Origin of the sequence: Bradyrhizobium sp. 142 (assembly GCF_023074015.1) — a bacterium.
Taxonomy (GTDB): Bacteria; Pseudomonadota; Alphaproteobacteria; order Rhizobiales; family Xanthobacteraceae; genus Bradyrhizobium.
The window spans coordinates 90,326-112,574 of record NZ_JADPKQ010000224.1 but is presented as its reverse complement, the minus strand read 5'-3'; the positions used below and the strand labels follow the sequence as shown (position 1 = coordinate 112,574).

At 61.1% G+C, this 22,249-nt stretch carries 20 protein-coding genes and 3 pseudogenes; 9 read left to right on the top strand and 14 right to left on the bottom strand.

Annotated features, from left to right (window positions below):
* Nucleotides 1–22 precede the first annotated feature (22 nt).
* The 4 genes and pseudogenes from IVA82_RS21095 to IVA82_RS21080 all read left to right on the top strand — a co-directional run bounded on the left by IVA82_RS21095 (nucleotide 23) and on the right by IVA82_RS21080 (nucleotide 2,075).
* Complete coding sequence (locus IVA82_RS21095) at nucleotides 23–283, top strand: hypothetical protein (RefSeq protein WP_247388459.1); 261 nt, start codon at nucleotides 23–25, stop codon at nucleotides 281–283.
* A gap of 71 nt (nucleotides 284–354) precedes the next feature.
* Nucleotides 355–732, top strand: coding sequence for a hypothetical protein (locus tag IVA82_RS21090; RefSeq protein ID WP_247388458.1), 378 nt, complete (start codon nucleotides 355–357; stop codon nucleotides 730–732).
* Nucleotides 733–1,061: 329 nt separating this feature from the next.
* Nucleotides 1,062–1,667 (top strand): annotated as a pseudogene (locus tag IVA82_RS21085) (multiheme c-type cytochrome); the annotation flags it as partial.
* Nucleotides 1,668–1,745: 78 nt separating this feature from the next.
* Nucleotides 1,746–2,075: a hypothetical protein gene (locus IVA82_RS21080; RefSeq protein WP_247493496.1), complete on the top strand. Its 330-nt coding sequence runs from the start codon at nucleotides 1,746–1,748 to the stop codon at nucleotides 2,073–2,075.
* 41 nt (nucleotides 2,076–2,116) lie between these two features.
* Here the strand turns inward: IVA82_RS21080 and IVA82_RS21075 are convergent.
* The 9 genes and pseudogenes from IVA82_RS21075 to IVA82_RS21035 all read right to left on the bottom strand — a co-directional run.
* Nucleotides 2,117–3,215 (bottom strand): annotated as a pseudogene (locus IVA82_RS21075) (IS66 family transposase); the annotation flags it as partial.
* Nucleotides 3,216–3,285: 70 nt separating this feature from the next.
* Nucleotides 3,286–3,614 (bottom strand): annotated as a pseudogene (tnpB, locus tag IVA82_RS21070) (IS66 family insertion sequence element accessory protein TnpB).
* The gene (locus tag IVA82_RS21065; protein WP_247493495.1) at nucleotides 3,611–3,946 is read right to left on the bottom strand and encodes a transposase; all 336 of its coding nucleotides are present in this window, start codon (nucleotides 3,944–3,946) and stop codon (nucleotides 3,611–3,613) included. Before IVA82_RS21065 ends, tnpB begins: the two are co-directional and overlap by 4 nt.
* Nucleotides 3,947–4,194: 248 nt before the next feature.
* Nucleotides 4,195–4,377: a hypothetical protein gene (locus IVA82_RS21060; protein WP_247388455.1), complete on the bottom strand. Its 183-nt coding sequence runs from the start codon at nucleotides 4,375–4,377 to the stop codon at nucleotides 4,195–4,197.
* A 105-nt stretch (nucleotides 4,378–4,482) separates the two neighbouring features.
* A complete protein-coding gene (locus tag IVA82_RS21055) occupies nucleotides 4,483–4,953 on the bottom strand; it encodes a hypothetical protein (RefSeq protein ID WP_247388454.1) in 471 nt (156 codons plus the stop codon).
* Between the two features lie 30 nt (nucleotides 4,954–4,983).
* Nucleotides 4,984–5,424, bottom strand: a complete 441-nt coding sequence (locus IVA82_RS21050) for a hypothetical protein (RefSeq protein ID WP_247388453.1) — start codon at nucleotides 5,422–5,424, stop codon at nucleotides 4,984–4,986.
* 447 nt (nucleotides 5,425–5,871) lie between these two features.
* On the bottom strand, nucleotides 5,872–6,432 hold the full coding sequence (locus IVA82_RS21045; RefSeq protein ID WP_247388452.1) for a hypothetical protein: 561 nt from the start codon (nucleotides 6,430–6,432) through the stop codon (nucleotides 5,872–5,874).
* Nucleotides 6,433–6,978: 546 nt separating this feature from the next.
* Nucleotides 6,979–7,482, bottom strand: a complete 504-nt coding sequence (locus IVA82_RS21040; protein ID WP_247388451.1) for a T6SS effector amidase Tae4 family protein — start codon at nucleotides 7,480–7,482, stop codon at nucleotides 6,979–6,981.
* Between the two features lie 256 nt (nucleotides 7,483–7,738).
* On the bottom strand, nucleotides 7,739–9,493 hold the full coding sequence (locus tag IVA82_RS21035; RefSeq protein ID WP_247388450.1) for a caspase family protein: 1,755 nt from the start codon (nucleotides 9,491–9,493) through the stop codon (nucleotides 7,739–7,741).
* A 307-nt stretch (nucleotides 9,494–9,800) separates the two neighbouring features.
* Between IVA82_RS21035 and IVA82_RS21030 the strand changes: the two genes are divergently transcribed.
* From IVA82_RS21030 to IVA82_RS21020, 3 genes are all read left to right on the top strand, one after another.
* On the top strand, nucleotides 9,801–10,475 hold the full coding sequence (locus IVA82_RS21030) for an isoprenylcysteine carboxylmethyltransferase family protein (protein ID WP_247388449.1): 675 nt from the start codon (nucleotides 9,801–9,803) through the stop codon (nucleotides 10,473–10,475).
* A 377-nt stretch (nucleotides 10,476–10,852) separates the two neighbouring features.
* On the top strand, nucleotides 10,853–12,739 hold the full coding sequence (locus IVA82_RS21025; RefSeq protein ID WP_247388448.1) for a caspase family protein: 1,887 nt from the start codon (nucleotides 10,853–10,855) through the stop codon (nucleotides 12,737–12,739).
* 219 nt (nucleotides 12,740–12,958) lie between these two features.
* Nucleotides 12,959–13,870 (top strand): hypothetical protein, encoded by a 912-nt coding sequence (locus tag IVA82_RS21020; protein WP_247388447.1) that lies wholly within the window; start codon nucleotides 12,959–12,961, stop codon nucleotides 13,868–13,870.
* Nucleotides 13,871–13,903: 33 nt separating this feature from the next.
* Here the strand turns inward: IVA82_RS21020 and IVA82_RS21015 are convergent, their stop codons facing one another.
* Genes IVA82_RS21015 through IVA82_RS21005 form a run of 3 tightly spaced genes read right to left on the bottom strand, consistent with a single transcriptional unit; the run spans nucleotide 13,904 to nucleotide 18,142 of the window.
* Nucleotides 13,904–14,551, bottom strand: a complete 648-nt coding sequence (locus tag IVA82_RS21015; protein ID WP_247388446.1) for a DUF4384 domain-containing protein — start codon at nucleotides 14,549–14,551, stop codon at nucleotides 13,904–13,906.
* 19 nt (nucleotides 14,552–14,570) lie between these two features.
* Nucleotides 14,571–16,364 carry a caspase family protein gene (locus IVA82_RS21010; protein WP_247388445.1) on the bottom strand — a complete coding sequence of 598 codons (1,794 nt, stop codon included), beginning with the start codon at nucleotides 16,362–16,364 and terminating at the stop codon, nucleotides 14,571–14,573.
* 56 nt (nucleotides 16,365–16,420) lie between these two features.
* Nucleotides 16,421–18,142 (bottom strand): hypothetical protein, encoded by a 1,722-nt coding sequence (locus IVA82_RS21005; RefSeq protein ID WP_247388444.1) that lies wholly within the window; start codon nucleotides 18,140–18,142, stop codon nucleotides 16,421–16,423.
* A 159-nt stretch (nucleotides 18,143–18,301) separates the two neighbouring features.
* On the opposite strand from IVA82_RS21005, the gene IVA82_RS21000 reads away from it, so the two are divergent.
* On the top strand, nucleotides 18,302–18,583 hold the full coding sequence (locus tag IVA82_RS21000; protein ID WP_247388443.1) for a hypothetical protein: 282 nt from the start codon (nucleotides 18,302–18,304) through the stop codon (nucleotides 18,581–18,583).
* Between the two features lie 47 nt (nucleotides 18,584–18,630).
* Complete coding sequence (locus IVA82_RS20995) at nucleotides 18,631–19,659, top strand: DUF4424 domain-containing protein (RefSeq protein WP_247388442.1); 1,029 nt, start codon at nucleotides 18,631–18,633, stop codon at nucleotides 19,657–19,659.
* Between the two features lie 9 nt (nucleotides 19,660–19,668).
* Here the strand turns inward: IVA82_RS20995 and IVA82_RS20990 are convergent, their stop codons facing one another.
* Both IVA82_RS20990 and IVA82_RS20985 read right to left on the bottom strand, forming a co-directional pair.
* On the bottom strand, nucleotides 19,669–21,471 hold the full coding sequence (locus tag IVA82_RS20990) for a serine/threonine-protein kinase (RefSeq protein ID WP_247388441.1): 1,803 nt from the start codon (nucleotides 21,469–21,471) through the stop codon (nucleotides 19,669–19,671).
* Nucleotides 21,468–22,244 carry a protein phosphatase 2C domain-containing protein gene (locus IVA82_RS20985; protein ID WP_346658792.1) on the bottom strand — a complete coding sequence of 259 codons (777 nt, stop codon included), beginning with the start codon at nucleotides 22,242–22,244 and terminating at the stop codon, nucleotides 21,468–21,470. Before IVA82_RS20985 ends, IVA82_RS20990 begins: the two co-directional genes overlap by 4 nt.
* Nucleotides 22,245–22,249 lie beyond the last annotated feature (5 nt).

The window sequence follows — 22,249 nt, the reverse complement described above, 5'->3', positions numbered from 1 at the left end:
TTGTGACCGAGAGGAGACCCACATGAAGCTATCGATCGCATTGTCGGGATTGCTGGCAGCCGGTTTCGTGGCTGCAGGCGCTGAAAGCGCGGGCGCTGCTGTCTTGTACTGCCAATACGTCGACTATCCCGCCGGTTGCGTCGCCAGGCCCGGCGTCGCGCTTCGACCGCGGCCGATCGCAAGGGCCGTCGCAACCCCTGGCGTCGGTGCTCCGGGAGTCGGCGTACGGCCGGGAACACCGATGAATCGCGGCGGTCCGGTCAACCGTGTCGGCAGGCGCTGACGGAGCGCCGCGTCAGCATGACGCGCCTCGACTCGTTACCAGGTCAAACGCGTAGTCAAGAGGAGAGTCCAATGAAGATCGCGCTGCTATCGATGGCGATGGTTGGAAGTCAACTGGTAACCCCGGTTAGCGATCGCGTGCCCAAGCTCAATGTCGAGGCGACCTGCAAGGCAACCGTAGCAACCGACAAGGCCATGGGATTGGACCTGGCCCAGAGCTTCGACGATTGCATGCGTGACGAGAATGCCGCACAGCAGCAAGTCGGCACTATCTGGCTCTCGAATTCCGACGAACTCAGGAACAGATGCGAGGGCGAGGCCACCGCAGGCGGAAGCGACAGTTACGTCGACCTGCTCACCTGCATTCAGATGGCGGACTGGGCGAAATCGCCTTCACCCGCGACCAAGCTGAGAGGCGCGAGCAAGAACCGCAACAAACAAGCCCAGTAGCCGCTTTGTGCCGAGCCGAGCGAGGTGACGGCACTTGACTTGATGGAAGCTCAGCTGATGATGCGCGCAGAGGTACTGATCAAGCATTGCCGGATCGTATTTCGGCGATCTCGACACCGAGGGGGCTGCCGTTGGCACGCAGGCGACGGAAATCCCACACAGGAAGTGGATCGCGCAAGGGAGCCGAAGGAGATCGTTCCCCCGGCCCGCCGTCGCAACAGCCTGCGTCCGGTGAACCGGAAACCACCTTCCTCTCGAGGCGCTAGGTCTGGATTTCGGCTGTGGGCGCAGCGGCGATTATCCTCGGATCGGGTCTCGCCTTTCAATTCATCACCCGCGGCGGGCCAGCCTCGAAGGTGCAGGATTCATCCTCCGCGACCTTCGTCGGCAGCGAGACCTGCGCAGGCTGCCATCAGGCAGAAGCAAGATTGTGGGCGGCCTCGCAGCACAAGGCCGCGATGCAGCACGCCACCGACAAGACCGTGCTCGGCAATTTCAACGATGCCAGCTTCGAGCACTATGGCGTGCATTCGCGCTTCTTCCGCAAGGACGGAAAATTTCAGATCGAAACCGATGGACCAGACGGCAAGGTCACCACCTTCGAGGTGAAGTACACCTTCGGCATCGATCCGTTGCAGCAATATCTGATCGAGTTTCCGGATGGACGCATTCAGGCGCTGTCGATAGCTTGGGACAGCCGTCCGCAGGACAAAGGCGGCCAGCGCTGGTTTCACCTCTATCCCAATGAGGCGATCGGGCATGACGACGTCCTGCACTGGACCAGGCTGAACCAGAACTGGAACTTCATGCGCGCGGAATGCCACTCGACCGGCTTGCGCAAGAACTACGACGCCAAGACCGATCGCTTCGCGACAACCTGGGCGGAGATCAGCGTCCGTTGCGAGGCCTGCCGCGGCCAGGGCTGTGCTCATGTCGGAACAAGCCCTCGACAGAACACCGCATAGAACAAGCTCACGGGCATCGCATTCATCCACGATTTAGCGCTACAGCGCATGCTGCACGGTCGGATACCTCGCAAGCCGCATATCCATGCCACACTGGCCTCCGTCGACCTCGAACCGATCCGCTCGATGAGCGGGGTCGTCCACGTCCAACATGAGGGCGATGTTGTCGGCGTGATCGCGAACGACAAGCATGCGCTGTCGGTCGCCATCACGAAATTGGACGTCGATGCAGTTGGTCGATACCGAAAACGGATGAACGACCGGCGACGCCGCTGGAAGTTCTTGATCGAATCGACAGCGAAGCCCGCGGGGAACGGCCACGGCGCCCAAGCACTTCGGTGGTTCGCCGAGACGCTCTCTCGCAAACCCGTATCCTAGATGGGGTCGCGCTCGGCCGCAGAGGCGCCCCCGTGATCCTCGCGCCTTTCCTCGGCGCTGCTGCCACGGATGTCGCTCTCGATGGCATAGAGCCCGGCGATGCGTTCGAGCGCCTCGCTGGCGATCGGCGCCGGGCCGGCCGCAGCGAGTTCGTAGAAGCGTCGGCGCACATGGGCCCAGCAGAATGCCAGTCGCACGTCGCCGCGCTCGGCGAGTACGCGATAGCCGGCATAACCATCGACCTGAAGGGTGCCCGTGAACCCAGCGAGATGGGCGATCGGCCGCTCCGCCTTGCGATCGGGCGCGTAGACATAGGCCACGCCGGGCGGGTCGGCGCCACCCCAGGGGCGATCGTCGCGTGCGTAGGCCCACAATTGGCCGGTCTTGGTCTTCCCGCGCCCGGGATCGAGCACCGGCGCCGTCGTCTCGTCGGCGAACAGCTTGGCCGAGCCCTTGAGCCTGGCGAGCAGACGCTCGTGCACAGGCCGCAGCAGGAAGGCGGCGCGGCCGACCCAATCGGCCAGGGTCGAGCGATCGAGCGTGATGCCCTGCCGCGCATAGATCTGGGCCTGTCGATACAGCGGCAGATGATCGGCCTATTTGGAGACGAGAACCTGCGCCACCGTCGCCTCGGTCGGCAATCCGCCCTCGATCAGCCGCGCCGGCGCAGCCGCCTGCACCACCCCGTTCTCGCAGGCGCGACAGGCATATTTGGGCCGACGCACAAAGCACGCGGAACTGGGCCGGAACGATATCGAGTCGTTCGCTGACATCCTCGCCAATCCGATGCAGCGCATTGCGGCAGCACGGGCAGACATGATCGTCGATGTCGACCACCATCTCGATGCGCGGCAGATGCGCCGGCAGCGATCCACGGTTGATGCGGCGCTTGGCGGCGTGGCTTGCCCGCTCGGCTGGCGCCGCCGCTTCGTTCTCGGCCTCAGTGCTCGCCGCCGTCTGCTCGGCTTCTTCGAGGCCGAGCAGCAATTGATCTTCCGGCAGCGTCTCGGCCCGTCGGCCGAAGCGGTGACGCTGCAACTCCTTGATGATTTGCTCCAGCCGTTCGGCGCGCGCACGCTCCGCCAGCAGCATCGCCTTGAGCGTGCCGGGATCGTCGGGAAGCGTGTCCGTCGTCGCCATATGGCGCGATTACATCAAGTGCTGCAGCCGTTGCGAGCGTTTCGATCGGACTGATTCACTCTGTCGCAGATCAGCCTGGCTGCACCGGCACCGGGATCTCGCGCGCGGCGTGAACCCGTCGCCAATCGAGCCCGAGAACTCCGCAGCCGACAGCCGCATCACCCCATCCTGCACGTTCGGCCAACGGAACTTGCCATCCTCGAGCCGTTTGGCAAACAGGCACACTCCCGTCAGCTTCACGCGGTCGGCCCGTTTCGCCCGGAACACATAGATGGCGCCCGAGAACGGATCGGACTTCATCGTCTCGCGCACCAGTGCCGCCAGACCCTCGGCGCCCTTGCGGAAGTCCACCGGCTTGGTTGCCATCATTACCCGCACCGCGCCGGTCGGACCGATCACGTGCCGGCCTTCAGCGCCCGGATGACTACCGCGACCGTCTTGGCGTCAGCGCCACGGCCGACCCGGACGCTGACGCCTTCGATCTCCACCTCGATGATTCCCGAGGCTCGATCCACCGGGCGTGCCCGCTGGCGCTGCCGCCGGCGAACTGCGCCTTGCGGCAATGCCGATTCCACGATCGCAGGCACGAACTGCGGCGCCTCGGTGGCAGCGTCCGCCCCGGCAGGCTGCCGTGCCTGGCGGCGCCACGTGAACAGTTGCTGCGGCGCAAGCCCATGCCGCCGCGCAACTTCCGACACCACCGCACCCGGGACAAGCGTCTCTTCAATCATCCGGGCCTTGTCGTCTGCCGAGAACCACCGGCGACGGCCCGTTCCCGTGATAACCTCAAGCCGGCGCGCCGTCGTTGCCTCCGGCTTAAGCGTATGGTCAAGCGTAGACACAACACGATCTCTCCGATTCAGAGATCGTCACACTCGCCGATCGTAATCTTCAGGAAAAGGTGCGGTCAAAACACCGCTTACATTGCAACGCGAGCGACTCAAAGAAAACGCTAAGAACGTCTCACATTCAACCGAAATCAAGAATCAGCTTTGGCAATGAAATCAACGTTGATCCAACATTTCGAGGGAGAAATCACACGCGCCGCAATGTGAGCGTGGTCGGGGAAACGCTTTAATTGAGCGTGAGCAACATGATGAAACTGGATCACATAGCCGGTCAACCCGGAGCGCATCAAATCCAGCACGTTGGGCGCGAGCACTCCATAACTGCGACCGCGCCCGCTCGGTCTGGAGACGTCCTGCAAAGCATCGAGCGAAAGCTCGCCTCGCCGATGGCGGCTAAAGGTTATGATGAGCCGGTTTGGTCACGGCCCGCCAAACGGCTTCGGTCGCTCTAGCGGGACGAAAGCGCTCAAATGGGCTGGGTATGTCGACGCGCCGCCGCCTATGGTCGTGCCGGTGCTGATGCTCAAGTAGACGTCCTTCACTCCCCTGGGCGTTTTCAGCAGGATCCAGTTCTCGCTCACACCCCCTATGCCGATAGTCGTAAAGCGCATCGACTTGCCGAACTGCGAACAGGAGATTGGCTTTTCGGTCGTAAACGAATTCCAGGGACCATGCAGGGTACCCGATCTGCCGCCGGTCTTCGGAAGGCTTAAGCCAAAGCCCAGGCCGACCGCCGCATAGACGTAGGTGCACTTCAAATTGTTTTCCGTGTCCCATATGGAGAACAACGCGCTGGCAAACGCAATCCCGGCTCCAGCCCTGCCCTTCACGATGCGCTTGATGGCCGCTCTCGCTGCAAACGAAATCGAACCGTCGACCTCAAGCAGCATGGCTATCTTGAAATTTCGACTGACCTTTGGCTACGGCGGAACGGGTCGCGGCAAGTCTGGCTTTATGATCGGTTCGAAATAGACCTTCGGCAGCACCCAAAGGACCACTGATCTATCGTGATTTGCCGTCTGCGTATTGCCGATGGCGTGCGTCTGCATTTGCTCCGGGTGGTTGCCCATCTCGGACAGAGACTTCGCGACCGTAATCACGCGGTTGGCCGACGTCGTCATATTCCAATCGGCCGTACCGATCCGGCTCGCGGATCCCGTCATCCAGATCTGACCGGCGTCGTTCTCGAGTAGGGGGACCACCTTGTTCTTCAGAAATTCGAAATGCGCTGTCTTCAAGCCCCGAAACTGGTAGCCGGCAAAGTCATCGAAATCGAAATTCCAGAGCCGCGCGTGCAGAACTCCCACTCCTGAAAAATCCAGATCGACGTCAACCTTGCCCGGACCAGTCTTGTGGAACATGTCTCTTCGACCTGCAATGGACAAATAGGAACTCGTCGGCGATCCGCCGGACGGCGCAGGATCGCCTTGTTTTTAGTGCGGTCAGGAGAAGGAAGTTCATGAAATCGACAGCTGCAACGAAGGTTGTGATCATGTTCCCATTTCGATCTGGCGCCGACGCAATATGCGCTTGCGCAATACGTGACATCACTGTCGCGATCGCAGCAGCGACTTCCCACAGGGGCCCGCCAAGCGCTCGGCCTACGAGGCCTGACGAGACGGAATTTGCCGTAAGCACTCCCGCCTCGACGTCAGGCCGGGAGCACATGCGTTCGTCGATTGCCACAATGTAATCGTTTTTCTGAATTTGGTGGAGATCGCCGCGCGAAGACGACGTTCGGCCCGTTTCCCGCGGACGCGCGATCTGCAGAACGACGGAGGTGACGACTTCTGCGGTCGGCCGACAACTTATCCGCCAAACCGCTTGACCAGCTTTGAGCCTTTGGCTGCATCAATCTGGTGGGCGGTCAGGTCAGAGCCGGCGCTCAATCCTGTCGTCATGAGGTTCTTGACGCGCTGCGCCGCCTGCTTCTCATTGGAATAGTCTATCTCGACGTGATCAAGGCTCATCAGATGGCCAAGCTCGTGAGCCCAGGCGCGTCCATTGGCGTGGTCATTGCCATACCACTGGACGAAGCTTGCCGGCTCGGGTTGGCTATTGGGGTATGAGCTTCCGCCGGCGGACAGATTTTCAATCGAATTGACGAGGTAGATATGGACGGCATTGTCCGGATCGTGGCGCGAGGTAAGAACACCCAGCAAGAGCTGATCATTGCTGCGCGCGCTCTTTGCCATGTCGAGCGGCTTCTCCATCAAGCAATCGCTGATCACGAATACGACCTTGGCCTTTGACCAGATCGTATTGACCACGTCGAGCGCCTTTTTGGCCGTGTCGCTGCTCCATTGCCCGGGCTCAACGGTTCCCCTCTCGGCAAATGGCGTGATGTAAATCCTCAACGGAATGGCCATCAGCTTCTCCGACTTTCGGAATTGCGATGGTATCTCGTGCGCCGTCTTTCGAAAAGGGAGCGGCTTACATTCAACGCTTTCTGATCAAGCCGATTGGCGACTTGCGGTCCTACGACCTTCCGGCAGCGCCCATGACGCGACCGTCGCAATTCGGAGGACCGGTTCCTTCATTTCGACTTTACCGAATGACCAATTTCCGGGGCGAGCGCTTCGGCGGGAACATGAAGATGACGATCCTCACCTGCGGAGATGGAGAGTACAAGGTGCCATAGGGGCCGACGGTTGGTCGGCCGGAATGGTGAGCGACTTTTGTCCACCACTCGACTACCCGACTCTAGACCGCGTCTTACCCGAAAAGCGCGCAATGTTCCGCAAGCTTTACCACTTTAGGCTTCAGGCCTGACAGCTGCAAGGTTCTCGGCTGAATACCGTGGACCAGAGAGATTTGGCCGTTCTGCTGGTCGCCCGCCTCGGTCGACTGAACGTGAATCGGGTCACACGAGCATGTGACCCTGCGAACACGCGGTCCCCACTATTCAATATCGGCTATGAACTGAGGTCCCAGAAAAATATCCTGTCGTTTGTCACTGCGGAATACCAATCGCTAAAGTACATGTCGGCATCGTGTATCTGCCCATTTACCCAGACGTCCGTATGGCCGATGTTACCCGTGTCTGTGGGTTCAAATATGATCACCCCGTTCCGCTTACCCAGTTTGGATGTGTTCGGAAGCATCTGCCCGGAGCCATACCTGTTATTCAGGTACTGCCGAAGATCGAGCGTAGAAAAAATGTACTCCCAACCGCCATCGTCCATGAGAACTCGAACTTTTTTGACAAGCACGCCACCTTTTCCATAGTCTCCATCGCAATTCACATAGTGACCATCGATATGGTTGAGCGCCCAAGATATCTTCGAGGCGCATGTATTTTTATGCCCCGGTTCATCGTGGAACTTCTTTATGGAGCCATTGATCATGGTCTTGAAATCGTCGGTCATGCTCGGGTGGTTATTCAGCATTGTATTGTAGTATATGTTGATCAGTCCCACGATCTCACCCCCATAACAGCGTTTTAACTTAGCGGCACAGTATTCGATTACAGAAGTGCGCATACCCACCCGTGAGTTTTAGCAATCTTGGCCGGCAGTGGGCGGATCGGCCAATCCTGATGGGGAATGTGTCACGCAGACCCGAAAATCTCCGCAAGGAGACATTTATCTAGAGCCGGGCTTACGTTCAGAATGGCCCGATGCAGACTCGAACGGCATGCTTGAACACGGCTCTACACTATATCGGCTGAAATCTTCAGGGCAGGAAGAACATGAATGGCATTCCGCCGCCTTCCGGCTTGTTGCTTGCGCTGGCCTCGGGTCTTGCGGGTCTTGCAGGAGCAGCCTCCCTCTCCCTTCGTTCAAGTCTTGCGGACGGGGTCTGACGAAACTTGCGCTTCTCGCATTCATCGTCGTCATTCAGAAAATAACCTGCAGCGCAGGTAATCTTGACACAGTGATCGCCGTCGCGCTTGAGGCCCGATCCGCAAATCAAAGGACAAACCCGCGCCGACTTGAGCTTGATCGCATCGAGCGCATCGGCGCTCGCGGTCTCGGTATCGAACTTGGTGCTGGCGCTTCGATTGAACAGCTCAAGCGAGCGCCGCGACGCCGCATCCCACTCCCCACTGGCCAATCCCGTGAGGCAACCGACCCGGCGCAATTCGGTTTGCACCGATTTTGCCAGCTCGACTGGCGTAGGTGGCGGCGCGGGAGCCTGTGGATTGGGGAGCGCTACCACTTTTGTGTCCGTGTTTGCCTTCGCCTCTTGCGGTTGCCCTGTTGCTGATGGTGCAGCGTTCTTCGCGGCAGCTCCCGTTTCAGCCGCGACACGCCTTTGTTCGGCTTGAGCAGCCTGATGCTGCGCGGTTTCCTTGGCGGCCTCGGCGGCGGCCCGAGCTTCCTGCGCTGCTTTCAGATCCGAGGCAGCCTTGGCAAGTTGCATCTGTTGTGCGCCCTCGTTGACGAGCCGCGCCTGCTCCTGCTCGGCCTGACGCGCCTTTTCGGCCGCAGCAACACGCTTCTCCTCCGCATCGATTTTGGCGAGCTGAAGCTTTGCGAGACTTGCGTAGTAACCATCCGGATATTGGACGATGAAGAAGTTCAGTGCATCCTTGTTGCCAACCTGCATCGCGAGTTCGTAGTCGCGCCGTATTTCGGATCGCAGCGTTGGTGTTGGGGCAGCTTCCTTCGCAGCATCCTTGACTGGTTCCTTGGTAGGCTCCTTGGCGGGCACCAGCGGCACATCGTCGCCGCCAAGCGTGCCGTAAACATAGGGCTCCTGCCGATTGCCCGTCGCTTTCATGACGTCGTCGCGAACGAAGCCGAACACCCTGCGCAAATCCAGGCCCGGAGTCCCGATATATTTGACCAATGCGGCAGCGTAGGGACTGTTCTTGCTGTTGCCATCCGACGCTGTCGAGCCAGCCTTGGCGGCGAAGGCAACCAGAGTATTCGCCGTCGCCGGCTCAATTCGGGCAAGGCCCCGGCTGATGGACCGCGAGCCGACTGTCCGTTTCATCTTTTCCGAGAAAGGATTGTTGCGGCAAGCGTCGAGGATCACAAGTCGCAGTTGCTTTGCCGGTTCAATGGCCAGCATGACGCGATCGAGCGAAAACGCCTCATCGTACACATCCGTATCGCGCTCGAGGGTGGCGTCGACCGGGATCAGATAGTTCGTACCTTCTATCTCCATACCATGACCGGCGTAATAGATGACGGCCACATCTGCGTCGCGAGCCTGATCGGCAAAATCGCGCAGCGTTCGCCGCATCTCGATCGCCTGAAGATCCCGGCGGGTTTGCACAACGTCAAAACCTGCGTTCGTTAGTGTCGCCTCGACAATCGCAGCGTCATTGACGGGATTCGAAAGTGGCGCCGCGTTTTTGTAGGCAGAATTGCCAATGACGAGCGCGACGCGATTCCCCGCCCAGGCCGGCTGACAGAAAAGCAGCACAGGAAGAAGGAGGAACAAGATTCGGCGCAAATTCACGAATCCGTGCAAATCCATGGCAGTACTACTGTTTAATTGTGCGTTCTATTATTCGTGTCGCCACGACAGAATCGGTTCAATGCCAACTCGACGATCCGGAGGGCCCGGGGAATGTGGAACCGCATGGGACTGGCTAGTGTGGCGGCGCTCGGAGAAGTGACCAGCCAATTGACCTCTCCGGGGGCCTGGCGTCTAGTGAGGCAGATTTTGAGCGAGCGAGATCACTGCTGTGACTGACGCGAAGGTCGGCCAGGAGGGGACAGCCAGGAACCGGATCGCCGGCGGCGTCAATCCGTGGCTGGATTGGACCTCGAGGGCGGCCATCGTGATCGTCTATGGCGGGTCCGCTCTCATCGGTGCCGCCAGCATCCATCGCCTTCCGTTGGGCCGCCTGGACGACTTGCTGATGATCGCGGCCAGTATTGCCAACGTCCTGTTCCTCGGACTGGTTGCACTGACAACCATGACCCGGCTGGTCCCGACGATGAAGTCGAAGAGCGTTGAGATGCGGGTCTCGGCCTTGCTGGGCGCATTTCCGACCGTCGCACTCGCTTTTCTTCCGAAGGCAGAGCTCGGCCCGATCTGGTCAGCTCTGTCCACGACGTTGATCCTGGTGGGGATCTCGCTTTCTATCGTGGTGCTCCGCTGGTTGGGCAAATCCTTCAGCATTCTACCGGAGGCAAGGCGCCTTGTGACGGAAGGGCCTTATCGAGCCGTCCGGCATCCCCTCTACCTATGTGAAGGCATTGCGTTGGTCGGTGTCACACTTCAGGTCCTTTCACCGCTTGCGGTGCTCATCGCGATCATGGTTGCGATGATTCAGTGCCGACGAATGATCAACGAAGAGCGGATTCTACGACTGGCTTTCCCTGAATATGATGTCTATGCCGCGGCAACGCCTTTTCTGATCCCTGCAGGTCTGATACCCGCGAGACTCGGGCGGCGAGATCATCAGGCTGGGCCGGAGCTCTCGACCAAGGCGATCGATCCGCACGCCTGACACCGCGCTTCACATCCCCTCGATGTGCGACTCAGCGGAACCTTCGATCCATCACTGCCACGACCCTGTCGGCCCTCCAATTACATCACCGATACAGGCTAGAAAACTAATAATATCAATAGATTATAGTTGATCTTCACATTGACGAAAGGCGCGGATGAACGCGATCATCCTCAAAGCGGCGCAAGACGGGTCGGTGCCAACAATCTTCCGTGGTCTTTGAACGCGCTCACCGAATTATGCGACAACACTAGGAATGGATTGGTCTCGATATTGGTACTGTACGGAGATGTGGCAGCCAGTAGCTTGCGAATTATTTAAGTGAGGATTCTGGGCGGCCATCTTCGCGATGTTACCATTCTATGGGCATAGGTTGGATGTTCGCCATGAGATTATACAGGCACCTTCGAATTTTGCTTCTTCTTGCCGCTTCACTGTTCCTGGCCTGTCAGCCAGCTTGGGCGACAAAGCGCGTGGCTTTGGTGGTCGGCAATTCCACCTATCAAAACGCTCCACTGCTCCCAAATCCGGCTAACGATGCTGCAGCCATCGCTGCGACCTTGAAGGGCGCCGGTTTTGATGTCGTTGACTCCAGGCTCAACCTAGCAGCGACCGAGATGAGGCGCGCACTGCGAGAATTCGCCGATCAGGCGCGCGACGCCGACGTAGCCCTGGTGTACTACGCAGGTCACGGTATCGAGATCGACGGGACAAACTATCTGATCCCGACGGATGCGAAGCTTGAACGCGACACGGATATCTACGACGAGACGTTCTCGCTCGACCGCGTCTTGCTCGCAATCGAACCGGCGAGGCAGTTGCGGGTTGTGATCGTCGATGCGTGCCGCAACAATCCTTTCGCCGACACGATGAAACGAACGGTTGCTTCGAGATCGATCAGCCGAGGGCTGGCCCGGGTTGAACCCACGGTGTCCAATACGCTGATCGCATTTGCCGCGAAAGCCGGATTGACGGCGCTCGACGGCAACAGCAAGAACAGTCCCTACGCGGCAGCACTCGTGAAGTATATTGCAAAGCCGGGACTCGATTTACGCAGGGCCTTCGGCTTCATCCGCGATGACGTCTTGCAGGCCACCGGCAACCGACAGGAGCCCTACGTGTACGGCTCGCTCGGCGGCGAGGACGTTGCGCTGGTTCCTGCTCCCAAGGCAGAGACGCCGACGCAGCCGGCCAACTCCCAGTCGGAGGTTCGTCGTGATTACGAGTTGGCCTTGCAGCTGCGCAACAAGGCCGCCCTGAGCGCGTTCCTGGCCCAGCATCCGGACGGATATTACGCAGATCTGTCCAAGCTGCAGCTTAGGCAGCTCGACGCCGAGGACGCGCGCGTCGCGGCGACCGAGAAAGCGCGGCAGGCCGAACATCAACAAGCCCGGCTTGTGTCTGAAGGCGCCCATCGTGCCGACCAGGAAAAGGCGGCTGCGGATCTCAAGGCTGCGGAAGAGGCCCGTATTGCTGCCGAAAGGATAAAGCAGGCGGCGCAGGAGCAGGCAGCCGAGGCCGAGCGGAAGCGGACTGCATCCGAAACAGCAATAGTCGCCGCGCTCTCTGGGAATAAGCCGTCTCTTGAGAATGCGGCTGCGGATAAGCCTGCCGCATCCGTGCAGGGTGACAACGCCGTCAAGCTCGCCGGGCTGAGTGAGGAGCCGCGCCAGACCGATATCGCCAAGGCCGATATCGCCAAGTCCGTGCAAAGCGAATTGAGTCGCGTCGGCTGTTTCGCCGGGGCCGCCGATGGCCAATGGAATGCGGCTTCGCAGCGATCGCTGGCCCTTTTCAACCGGTACACGGGAACCAAATTTGACGCCAAGCTTGCAAGTCTTGACGCGCTTGACGCGATCAAACTCAAGGCGTCGCGCGTCTGTCCACTGATCTGTGACCATGGCTACAAAGCTGACGGCGACCAGTGCAGCAAGATCACCTGCGCAGAGGGCTCATTCCTCAACGACGACAACGAATGCGAGAAGCGGCGCGGGAAGAAACCGGTTGCCAAGCGCAATACGGATGATCGCCCGTCGCGCGCTGATCGTTCGGCCCGCGAGAGTCCGCAGCCGACAGCGGACGTTCCGCTGCGACCGGCGAGCCAGAAGCCGCAGGCGGATGGTTCTAGGCGCAGCGCATCAGGCGCGGCAGGGCAGATCTACTGTAACAGCCTCATGTGCCGCCCCGTCAGGCGCGGCTGTCATCTCGAATACCGCGGCGGAGGTGGCCCCCACGCCGATCCGAATGCCGAGGTCTGCAACTAACGCGGCGCGGAAGGCCACCTCCGCGTTATCAGGAGCTATTGGGGCGCGGGATTATCTCGAGCGTGCCGGGCCGCAGAGCATAACCTCGGCTCGGCGCGACGAGCTTTTGTCTGACCTGGCCGAAGCGGAGCGACCTGCGTGGTGGCATGTGAGCTTGAGCAGAAGGACGCCAACGCCTTTCCAGGGGTGACGCTCTTCACGAAACGGCTGGCGCCCGGCATGAAGCCGACGGCGGTCTATCTTCCGCCCAAGCACGCATCAGCCGCGACCAAGTTCGATGTCGTGATCTGGCTGCACGGTTTCTACGTCAAAGACCATGAATTCCTGTTTCACGTCGATCCTGCGCGGCTGCGTGAACAGGTGCGGGATTCCGGCAAGGACATTGTGCTTATTGCGCCATTTCTGGGCTACGAATATGCCCTTGGCGACGGCTTTGCCGGAAACTACAACGTGAAGGATCTGGCGGCCCCGAACTGGGGCGAACGCTACCTTGAGGAGATCCTTGGGGCGCTTGCCAAGTTTCTGGGTGGCTCCTCCACGTCCATTCCCCAACTCCAGATCGGCAAGCTCATCCTTGCGTGCCACTCGGGCGGCGGCAACGCAATGCGCCATCTCGTCGGAACCCTCGGAAGGTATCAGCCAAAGCTCACGGCTTGTTGGGGATTCGACTGCCTCTACGGAGTCAAAGCAAAGCCCGACGATGCTACGTTCTGGTACCAGTGGCTGTCGGGACAGAACGGTTGCACGCTCGAGATCGTGTATGGTCCGTCAACTCTCCCGCAATCCGTGAAGCTCGACCTGATCGGACGAGGGATGGCGACGATCGACGGCAATAAGGTGCAGCCCCAGCGCCCTGCTCTCAAGAGTCTCAGCGTTAGCGTCGGTCATTACGACCAATTCCCGGCATTTGGCCAGATGGTCAGAGTCAACGATCTGGATCCTGCTTTCGTGGATCGCTTCATGATTCCGCAGGTCGCCGACCAGCCCCGGCTGAACCACAAGCCATCGCCACAGCACGGGGAGTTCCTCCAACACGCGATCTCCAACGTTCGCGATGCTTTTCCCTTTCCGAAGGACATTCATTACATGATCGCCAGGGGTGGCTTTCTCAGCCGGCTGAGCAAGCTTTAATCTCGCCAAGCACTTTCCTTGCAGCGGCTTGGCTTACTTGATGGAATAGGATTTGACGTCGAACGACCAATTGTTCGACACCAATTTTCCGCTGCTGCTGTCCGGCACGCGAAGCTCGCTGGTCCACGCCGATAGATAGCTCAACGCCTCGGCCTGGCCTTGGAGCTTGCGGGGCAAGTCGGGCAAATCGAGCAGTTGCACACGCCGCTCGCTCAGGATCGCAACTATCACTGCGGACCCGGTCGGCGGTGCGACGACATACTCAAAACCACGCTGCCGCGCCGCTAGGGTCGGGACAATGAATTCGACGCCAGGCTTGACGAGATTGATGTCGCGTCCGTCCGGCTGCGCCAATAGTTCGGGAGTCGGAAAGATCTGGGACATCCGCCCTTCCGCATCGACATCGACAAGGATGAGATATCCCGGCTTCCTGACGGTCACACCGAACGACACCTTGCCGCCGACGCTGACGGTCTGACTCGGCAGGATCTCAAGGGACACACTTGCGGTATCGGCTTTCCCACGTGCCGCCTGTACGGGCCAAAGCCATGGTGCGCTCGTCGTGATGACATGCAGCGATGCCGATGGCAGCGGTGCTGCGGCCCCAGCCCCGGTTCCCGCCATCAGCAGCAGAAGCGCGAGCCATGATCGCTCCTTGTGGACCGACTTAGATGATGGCATGGCCTGCTTCCCCCAGACATCAGGGAGCGCTGAAAAAGCCGATCGAGGCGATCCGCGCGTCCGCAGGCAAGTAGCGCTCGAGGCCCTTGATCACCTGCCCTGAGGCACGGCGCCGGTTGAGCTGCATCAGGACCTTCTCAAGATCGACCATGCGCTGCTGCGAGGTCACTGCAACGATCTGCTCCGCACCGAACGGCTCACCCACCCTGAGCGGTAGACGCAAGCTCGCCGATAGGGCGAGCGCAGCATCAGAACCCACCGGATACAACATTTGGATGGTACCGTCGCCGGACACATTGAACAGCAGTACCGCCCGTGATGCCACGTCAGACAAGTCAACTTCGACAGTCTGACCAGCGCGCTGCTGTCGATCATCCGGCCAGATACGCATCATCTGCGGCGACCGGGTTGCCATGCGCTTGAGTTCACGGATTGCTGCGGTCCGGTCGACCACCGTCGGCAACCCGGCAACGTCCACCCCATAGGCGACTACATCACCCCAGGCGATCACGTCGTGGGACACAGGATCCCAGATCAGGTCGGGATTGTCCGTCGGTTGAACGGCCTTTATCGTGACATCCTTCGCCGTCACGCCCGCGAAATAGTTGGTCTTGCCGTCGAGAGCTGCCAGTCGGATCGGCGACGCGAGGCGGAGGAGCGATGGCGAGGCACTGGTCGGCGCGGCACTGCCCGGAGCTTCACCGATCGGACCTGCATTGGGCGCAGCGGCAAGGCGCGGAACGGTTGGTGCCTTGGCCGTGGCAGCCGATGACCCAGGCGCCTGTCCTTCAACGGGCGCCGCCGCTCCCGCTCTCGCCGCCGGCCCTTGGATCAGCACCACACCACGCGTCAGTTCGAAGGCGACGTCGGTTTCCGGAGTCTGGGCCGGCGATGATATCGTCACGACGCTCTGGCGCTGGTCCGAGAGCTGATAGACCACCTGCCGAACATTGCTGAAGAGCTCCTTGAGCGTCACCTTCCCATCGTGATTGATGTCCGCGCTCCCCTCCACCGCCCGCGCGACGGCATAGCTGAGAGCCCCGCGCAGGCCATCTATCCCGGGAATCCGAACTTCCGGCGCCTTGGTGTAGCGATCAACCGCAGCCAGAAACGCCGTGTGGTCGAGGTCGAGCTCGGACTTCGGATCATTGCTGTCTGATACCGGCTTCAGTTCGTCGACCAGCAACGTGTAGCGCGGCACCTGCCGGAAGCTCATCTCCGCAGCACGCGGATCGATATCGCGCACCATTCCGCCTCCATGGCAGGTGTCAGCCACGAAGATCACCTTGGCACCACGCAGCTCGAACTGCCGAATGAAATGATTGAACTCGCCGCCCAGAATGCGCTCAACGGACCCGGCTGGTGTGGTTTCGAAGCCCGGCAACAGGAACACGTTCTCCATCCCATCGGGTTCCGAGCCTTTGACGCGCTCCGGCTCCTGGGTGCCGTGACCGGCGATCGACAGAAAGATAATGTCGTTGCTCTTTGTTCGCTCTACGAGTGCGCTGATCTCGCGCAGGACGCTTGCTCTGTCGGCCTGCGCGTTGGTCAGTTCGACCACATCGCCAACACCCATAGACTTCAAGCTGGACACGATGTCCGTGGCGTCGGCGACCGCACCCTTCAGCTTTCGCACGTGCTGGTAGTCATCGACGCCTATCACGAGCGCGCGCACGGCTGCCCCGTCAGGATTGCTGATCGATAGGCCGCCCGCCGCATGCGCGTGCGGAGTAGCCAGACCCATTAACGCGGCGAGTCCGACAGTGGCGCATAGCCGTCCGATCTTGCAATCAAGTCCTCTGGGCATTCGCATCGTGATCCACCTCGCCTTCATGCCTACCCATTCGTAGCGCGAACGACCCACGTGGTTCAGCGCCTCTTGCTTGCCGTCTTGCGGCCCACCGGCGCCTCGGTCTCTTCAAAGGCGCTCGCCGAAACCGTCGTCTGATCATCCGCAAAGGCACGAAAGCGGACTGGAGCGTAGCCGCGCGCGAGCAGGCTCGCCAATGGATAGACGTTGCGGCAGACGCGGCCGTTACAGCCACCGGTCGAGGATTCCATCACCTCAGCCTTGCGATCAGGCGTGAACCGCAAGAACAACATCACGTGCGAGCCCGGCTTATTCAGCGCATCACCAGGCTTCAGGTCCCAAGGATTTGCCACGGGTGCTGCGATCGCGGGGATGGCGGCGGTCGTGTAGTGGACGGAGAGTCCCCAGGCGGCACTGACGAAGGCCGAACAGTCAACGCCCGCCACATCCGGCCGCGGCGCGTTGCGGGTGCAGACATTGCCAGCCAGCGTCCCGCTCTCGATCCGCTGCCGGAAGTTTGCGAGGGAACCGTGGCAGCCCCAGCAATAGGGTACGCCGCGCACCTCCTGGTTCACCTTGCCCTGGAGGTACCACGGCCGGCGAATACGGTTGAAGCCGCTGCATTGGCTGTCCGGATCGCTGCCGTAACTCGCTTGCGTCAGCTTCCACTGAACGCCCTCGAATGCAAACGCGGTCTCGATCGCCTGCTGGCGATTGGACGGCCGCACGGCGGCCGTCGCGTTGAACTTCACGTCGGGCTGTGCCGCCGGCGCGCCTGCTGTTCGCGACGGCCGCACGTCGATGACCGAAACGTTGCCCAAGGGACGGAAGCCAACGCCAACCACTTCGATACCGTCCGGCTTGGTCCGCAGGAAATAGACATCGCCATCGCCCGAGACCGTCACGAACCGTCTGGTCAGCGGGGTATTCTCCAAAGGCAGCTCGTAAATTCCCTCGAGGCGTCCGTTCGCAGCATACCGCACGACGAATGTGGAGGCGTTCTTCCCAGATGGCGCAATGTCCTCGGCCAGCACGTAGAACCGGTCGCTGTTATCAATCTCGAGAAACTCCACCGTGCCGAGCTGGTTGCGCACGCGCAGGCCGAGCTGGCCAATGGTCTCGTTGGTGACCATGGTTTGGATTTCGATCCGCACGCTGGCATTGCCCTTGTCCGGAAGGATGTCGGCGATCACCGAGCCCTTGCTTCTTGATGCAACATATTGCCTGTCGGGCTGCCGCGTCGTCTTGATGATGGCCGCTCGGGTATTGTGATCTAGCAAGTCGGTTGCGCTGCCGGGCGCCTGCGATCCCATCTGGGCGAAGGCCGAAACAGCGACCTGATCATCTGTGCCACGGCTCGAGACCTCCTCGAGCTGGATCTCGTCGCCGCCGAGCCCGCGCGTGGATTGTCCCGGCGCCGCCTTGAGGGTCCGCACGCCGCCGTCCCAAACCATGATGTCGTCGTTGCGGACGACGAGGTCGGTCGGCTGGACGTCCTTTGGCATATTGAGAACGTCAGGATCAGAATTCGGCTGTTTGGGATTGAACTGGAGAATGCGGCCGTTGACCTGATCAAGCACAAACAGGTTGCCCTGCCCGTCGGCACTCAGCGCTTGCGGGCCCGCGAATTCCACGTCCTCGCTGGCCGGGACAACGCCGACCATAGAAGCGGCCGAGCCGCCGGCAAAGCTCCGTACGACAGTATCGTCGGCATGCGCTCTGGATACGAACATGCCAGCGCCAACGATGAATACCCAGATCCAATGAGTTGGACGAAGCATGTTCGCCTCGATGTACCCCGAACCGATTGCCGCGCCGGATCGACTAATCCGAGATGCCGTTAATGCGGCGCGTCAATTAGTGGTAAGCAATCTCAATCGCGTTCAATTCTATCACTGTACGGTGATAGTCCGAACTGCTTCAGCGTGCGGTGCAAAACCATGGCCAGAAATAGATTTGAGCAGGTCAACGAGGTCCAGCCTGACGCGATCACGCTGGTCCTTAAGCGCGACAGTGACGGCGTCTCCGGATCGATGGTGCTGCCGGCCGCCGCGAGCGGGGGGCGGCTGACCACTGACCAGGTCAGCGCCCCGATGCCGGCCCAGGACGCCTTTCGCGGCGCGGTCCGGCTCGCCAACGACGTCAAGCTCGCGATCGTGGTGTGCGATCCAGATGGCGTCTGGAAATCAGAGTGGGGCGATCTTTACCGGGCGATTGACTGACCGCCGGATGGAACCGGCATATGCTGCGACGCCGCATTGAGGCTGGCATGGTGAACAGACCATTGACCCGACTGCCGTTCGGGGTACGGACCTTGATGGTCGCGCTATTGGTTGCGACCGGCTCGCCGGCGCGCGCCAACGACTCGGCCGCCGAATTGTCGATCGGCGGGCTCCAGTTCGTTCGCACCAACGACGTGGCCATGGAGAGCGAGGAGCTTCGTATCGGGCTCGACAGGATCAGTGTTCGCTACCAATTCACCAACGTCACCACCAAGCCGGTTGCGCTCACTGTTGCCTTTCCGCTGCCCGACATCGACCTTTCGGAGGCCGAGAACATTGCGCTGCCGTCAGACGATCCGATCAACTTCGTCGACTTCGAGACCAAAGTCGACGGCAGCCCGGCACCGCTGACCATCGATCAGCATGCTATGGTCGGCAACAAGGATGTCAGCGCCCTGCTCCGTGAGCTCAAGCTGCCGCTGCTGCCGATCGGTGGCCGCGACATCCGGGTGGCCGACCTGCCGGCGGCGACCCGAACCCGGCTCGTGGACGGCGGGCTTGTGATGCCTGCTGGCATGAGCGACAACGGTCGGCAACAATATGCGCCGGGCTGGGTTATCAAGACTGCGGCGGTGCGCAAGCAGGTGTTTCCGCCCTCTCGCACCGTCATCGTCGAACACCAGTATCGGCCGAGTGTCGGCTCCAGCCCCGACACCATCCTGCGCTCGAGCTTGCGCAGGAGTAGCGCTCTCAGTCGGGAAGTCGCGCGTTATCGGAAGGAGTACTGCGTCCAGGATGCCTTCCTCGCCGAGCTCGACAAACGTGCAGGCAGCAGCCAGGTCAACACCGCGAAGCTGCAGGAGCGGCGCATATCATACGTGCTCAAGACTGGCGCGAACTGGGCCGGGCCGATCCGGTCGTTCAAGCTGACGATCGACCCAGGCGACAGCGACCGCTTGGTGAGCTTCTGTCCGGGGCGACTCAAGGCATCCTCCGCCGGAAGCACGCTTGAATACACGGCAGGCGATTTCAAGCCGGATGCCGACCTGAAGATCCTGGTGATCGGAAAGTTCTGAGTGCGCCGATCAGTTCGTGAGCAGCACGTAGCGCGCGGCCGCGACGATCGTCATCTTGTTGCGGTGGGCTTCGCTCAGCGCCTGCAGGAAGAATGTGTCGGCCGCCATCGGTCGCGGCTGGCGCAACGAGTCCAAAACCTGCGGGGTCGCCACGACCAACAGCAGTTGCGGACCGCTCGCGCGCCCTGTCGGAAGCGTGAACGAGAGCGAATCAATGCCCGGCTTGAGAAGATAAGACAGGCTTTGGACCTCGCCGCGATCCGACACCATCAGCAGTTCCACCACGCGGTTGGCGAAGTTCTCGACGGTCCCGTTGAGAGTTTCGCCGGCCTTCAGCTCTGTCGCCGACAGGTTGATGCGCGGCGCTCTCGCCTGATCGCTCCCGACTTGGCTCAAGAACTTGACGGCCGGACATTGCGCCTCAGTCACCTGCCTGACGCCGACCGAGGCCTCGAAGCCCTGCTCACGCCGGAACGCCTTGTCGAAGCTATCGAACGGGGCGGTCGAGGCGCCGAAGCCCTCGATGACGGCGGCGTTCTGGCTCACGGCAACCGGCAGGATAAAGAAGCAGTCACCGCCAGAATACTCGGCCACATATTTACGGATGCGCTCGGCTCGCCCCGGCCCATCGAGCGCCGGAGACGGTGTCACCGTTGGCTGCGCGGGCAGCTTCACTGGCTCCTGGCGTCCGGCCTGCGGTCCACCAGGCTCGACCTTCGGCGGCGGATTTGTTCCGGCGAGTTTCGGAGGTGGCGGCAAGGCGGCCACGCCGGTCACCGACCAGACCAGCCTGTAGAAGGCATATCCGCCCCCACCAAGCAGGAGCAGAACCGCCACGACACCCGCCCCCAGCCAGAGGCCGCGCGATCTCTGCGCAGTCGATGGCACCCTGTCCTGCGGCACAGACGCCGCGTTCTCCGGCCGCCACAGCGGATCGAAGCCGTACAACGGCGTTGCGGGTGCCGAACCGGTCGGCCTCCAGTTGGCGACCTCCGCCATAGTCGGACGCAATGCCGGATCGGGCTGCAGCATCCGCTCCAGCAAAGGCCGGATGCGCATATCCACCGCACCGAGATCGGGCACACGGCGGCGCTTCTCCACCAGTTGAAACTGGCTGCCGCCCATGTCGAGCTTCTGTCCGGTCAGCGCATGGAACAGCACGAGACCGAGGCTGTAGATATCGGATTTCGCGGTGACCTCATTGCCGTACAACCCGACCTGTTCCGGCGATGCGTAGTTGTCCTTGCCAGCGAAGCCCGAGCCGATGATTGTCTTGTCACCCATCTGGGTCGACCGGGCGATGCCGAAGTCTATGATCTTGGCCCGCCTGACATCGTCGAGCGGGACGATGATGTTGTCCGGGGAAACGTCGCGATGGATGATGCCGTGCTCATGGGCAGCGTCCAAGCCCGATGCGACGCGCTGCATCAGCTTGACTAGCGCCTCGAAGGTCAACGGCCCCTCCTCGAGCATGTTCGAGAGCGAGCGGCCGTTCACGAACTCCATCGCTAGATACGGTCGCTGCAGCACCGGCTCCACGGTGAACAGGAAGTAGCGAACGATCGCGTCGTGCGGAAGATTGTGGAGCGCCGCGGCCTCTCGCCGGAACAGCGCGAGCGCCGCCTCGTTGTCGACCATGTCGGGCAGCAGCATTTTCACCGCAACCGGCGATCCGGTCTGGATCTCGCGGCATTTGTAGACCTCACCCATGCCGCCCGCGCCGATCACCGCTTCGATCTCGTAGATGCCGTTGAGCCGGGTGCCGGGCGGCACACCGCGGTAGGACGATCGGAACGGATCGTTCGGCGTCATGGTTGCGGCTCCCGATCGAGCGGCGATCTCGTCGGCTCGCTGCATTGCGGCATAAGCAGCCGCACGATCACAATCGTCACGTTGTCGAGCCCGCCGCGATCAAGAGCCAGCGCGAGCATGTCATCGCAGGCCGCCTGAGCCCGTCGCGTGGCCGCGTGCTGCAGGATCTCATCGTCCTGCAGGTGCCTGGTCAGGCCATCGCTGCAAATCACGAAGATGTCCTCCGGCTCGGCCGGGCCTGTAACCACCTCGAACTCCGGATTATCGGCGACGCCGACGGCCCGGGTAATGGCATTGCTTGGCCAGTCCTTCACATCTTCGCGCGACAGCGCACCTTCCGCGATCAAATTCTCCAGTTCGCTGTGGTCACGGGACACCTGTGTAATGCCGCCGCGGCTGATCAGATAGACCCGGCTGTCGCCCGCCCATATGCAGGCATAATAGCCGTCGCGCACGAGCAGAACCGCAGCTGTAGTCCCGACGGTGGCACCCTGTCGTTCCTGACTAAGCGCCAGGATCTGCTGGTTTGCGCTGAACAGCCGTTCCTCGCATTGTGCCAGCAGGTCCGCGGCGGACTCTGGCGCCCCGATCACATCGAGCGACTGCACCACGATGCGACTGGCGAGATCGCCGGCCTCATGACCGCCCATACCATCAGCAACCGCCCACAGGCCGACGTCGGTTCGTACCAGATAAGAATCCTCGTTCCGCGTCCGGACCCGTCCGGCGTGGGTGACGCTACCGACATCGAACAAGTATGGCATGTGTACCATCACGG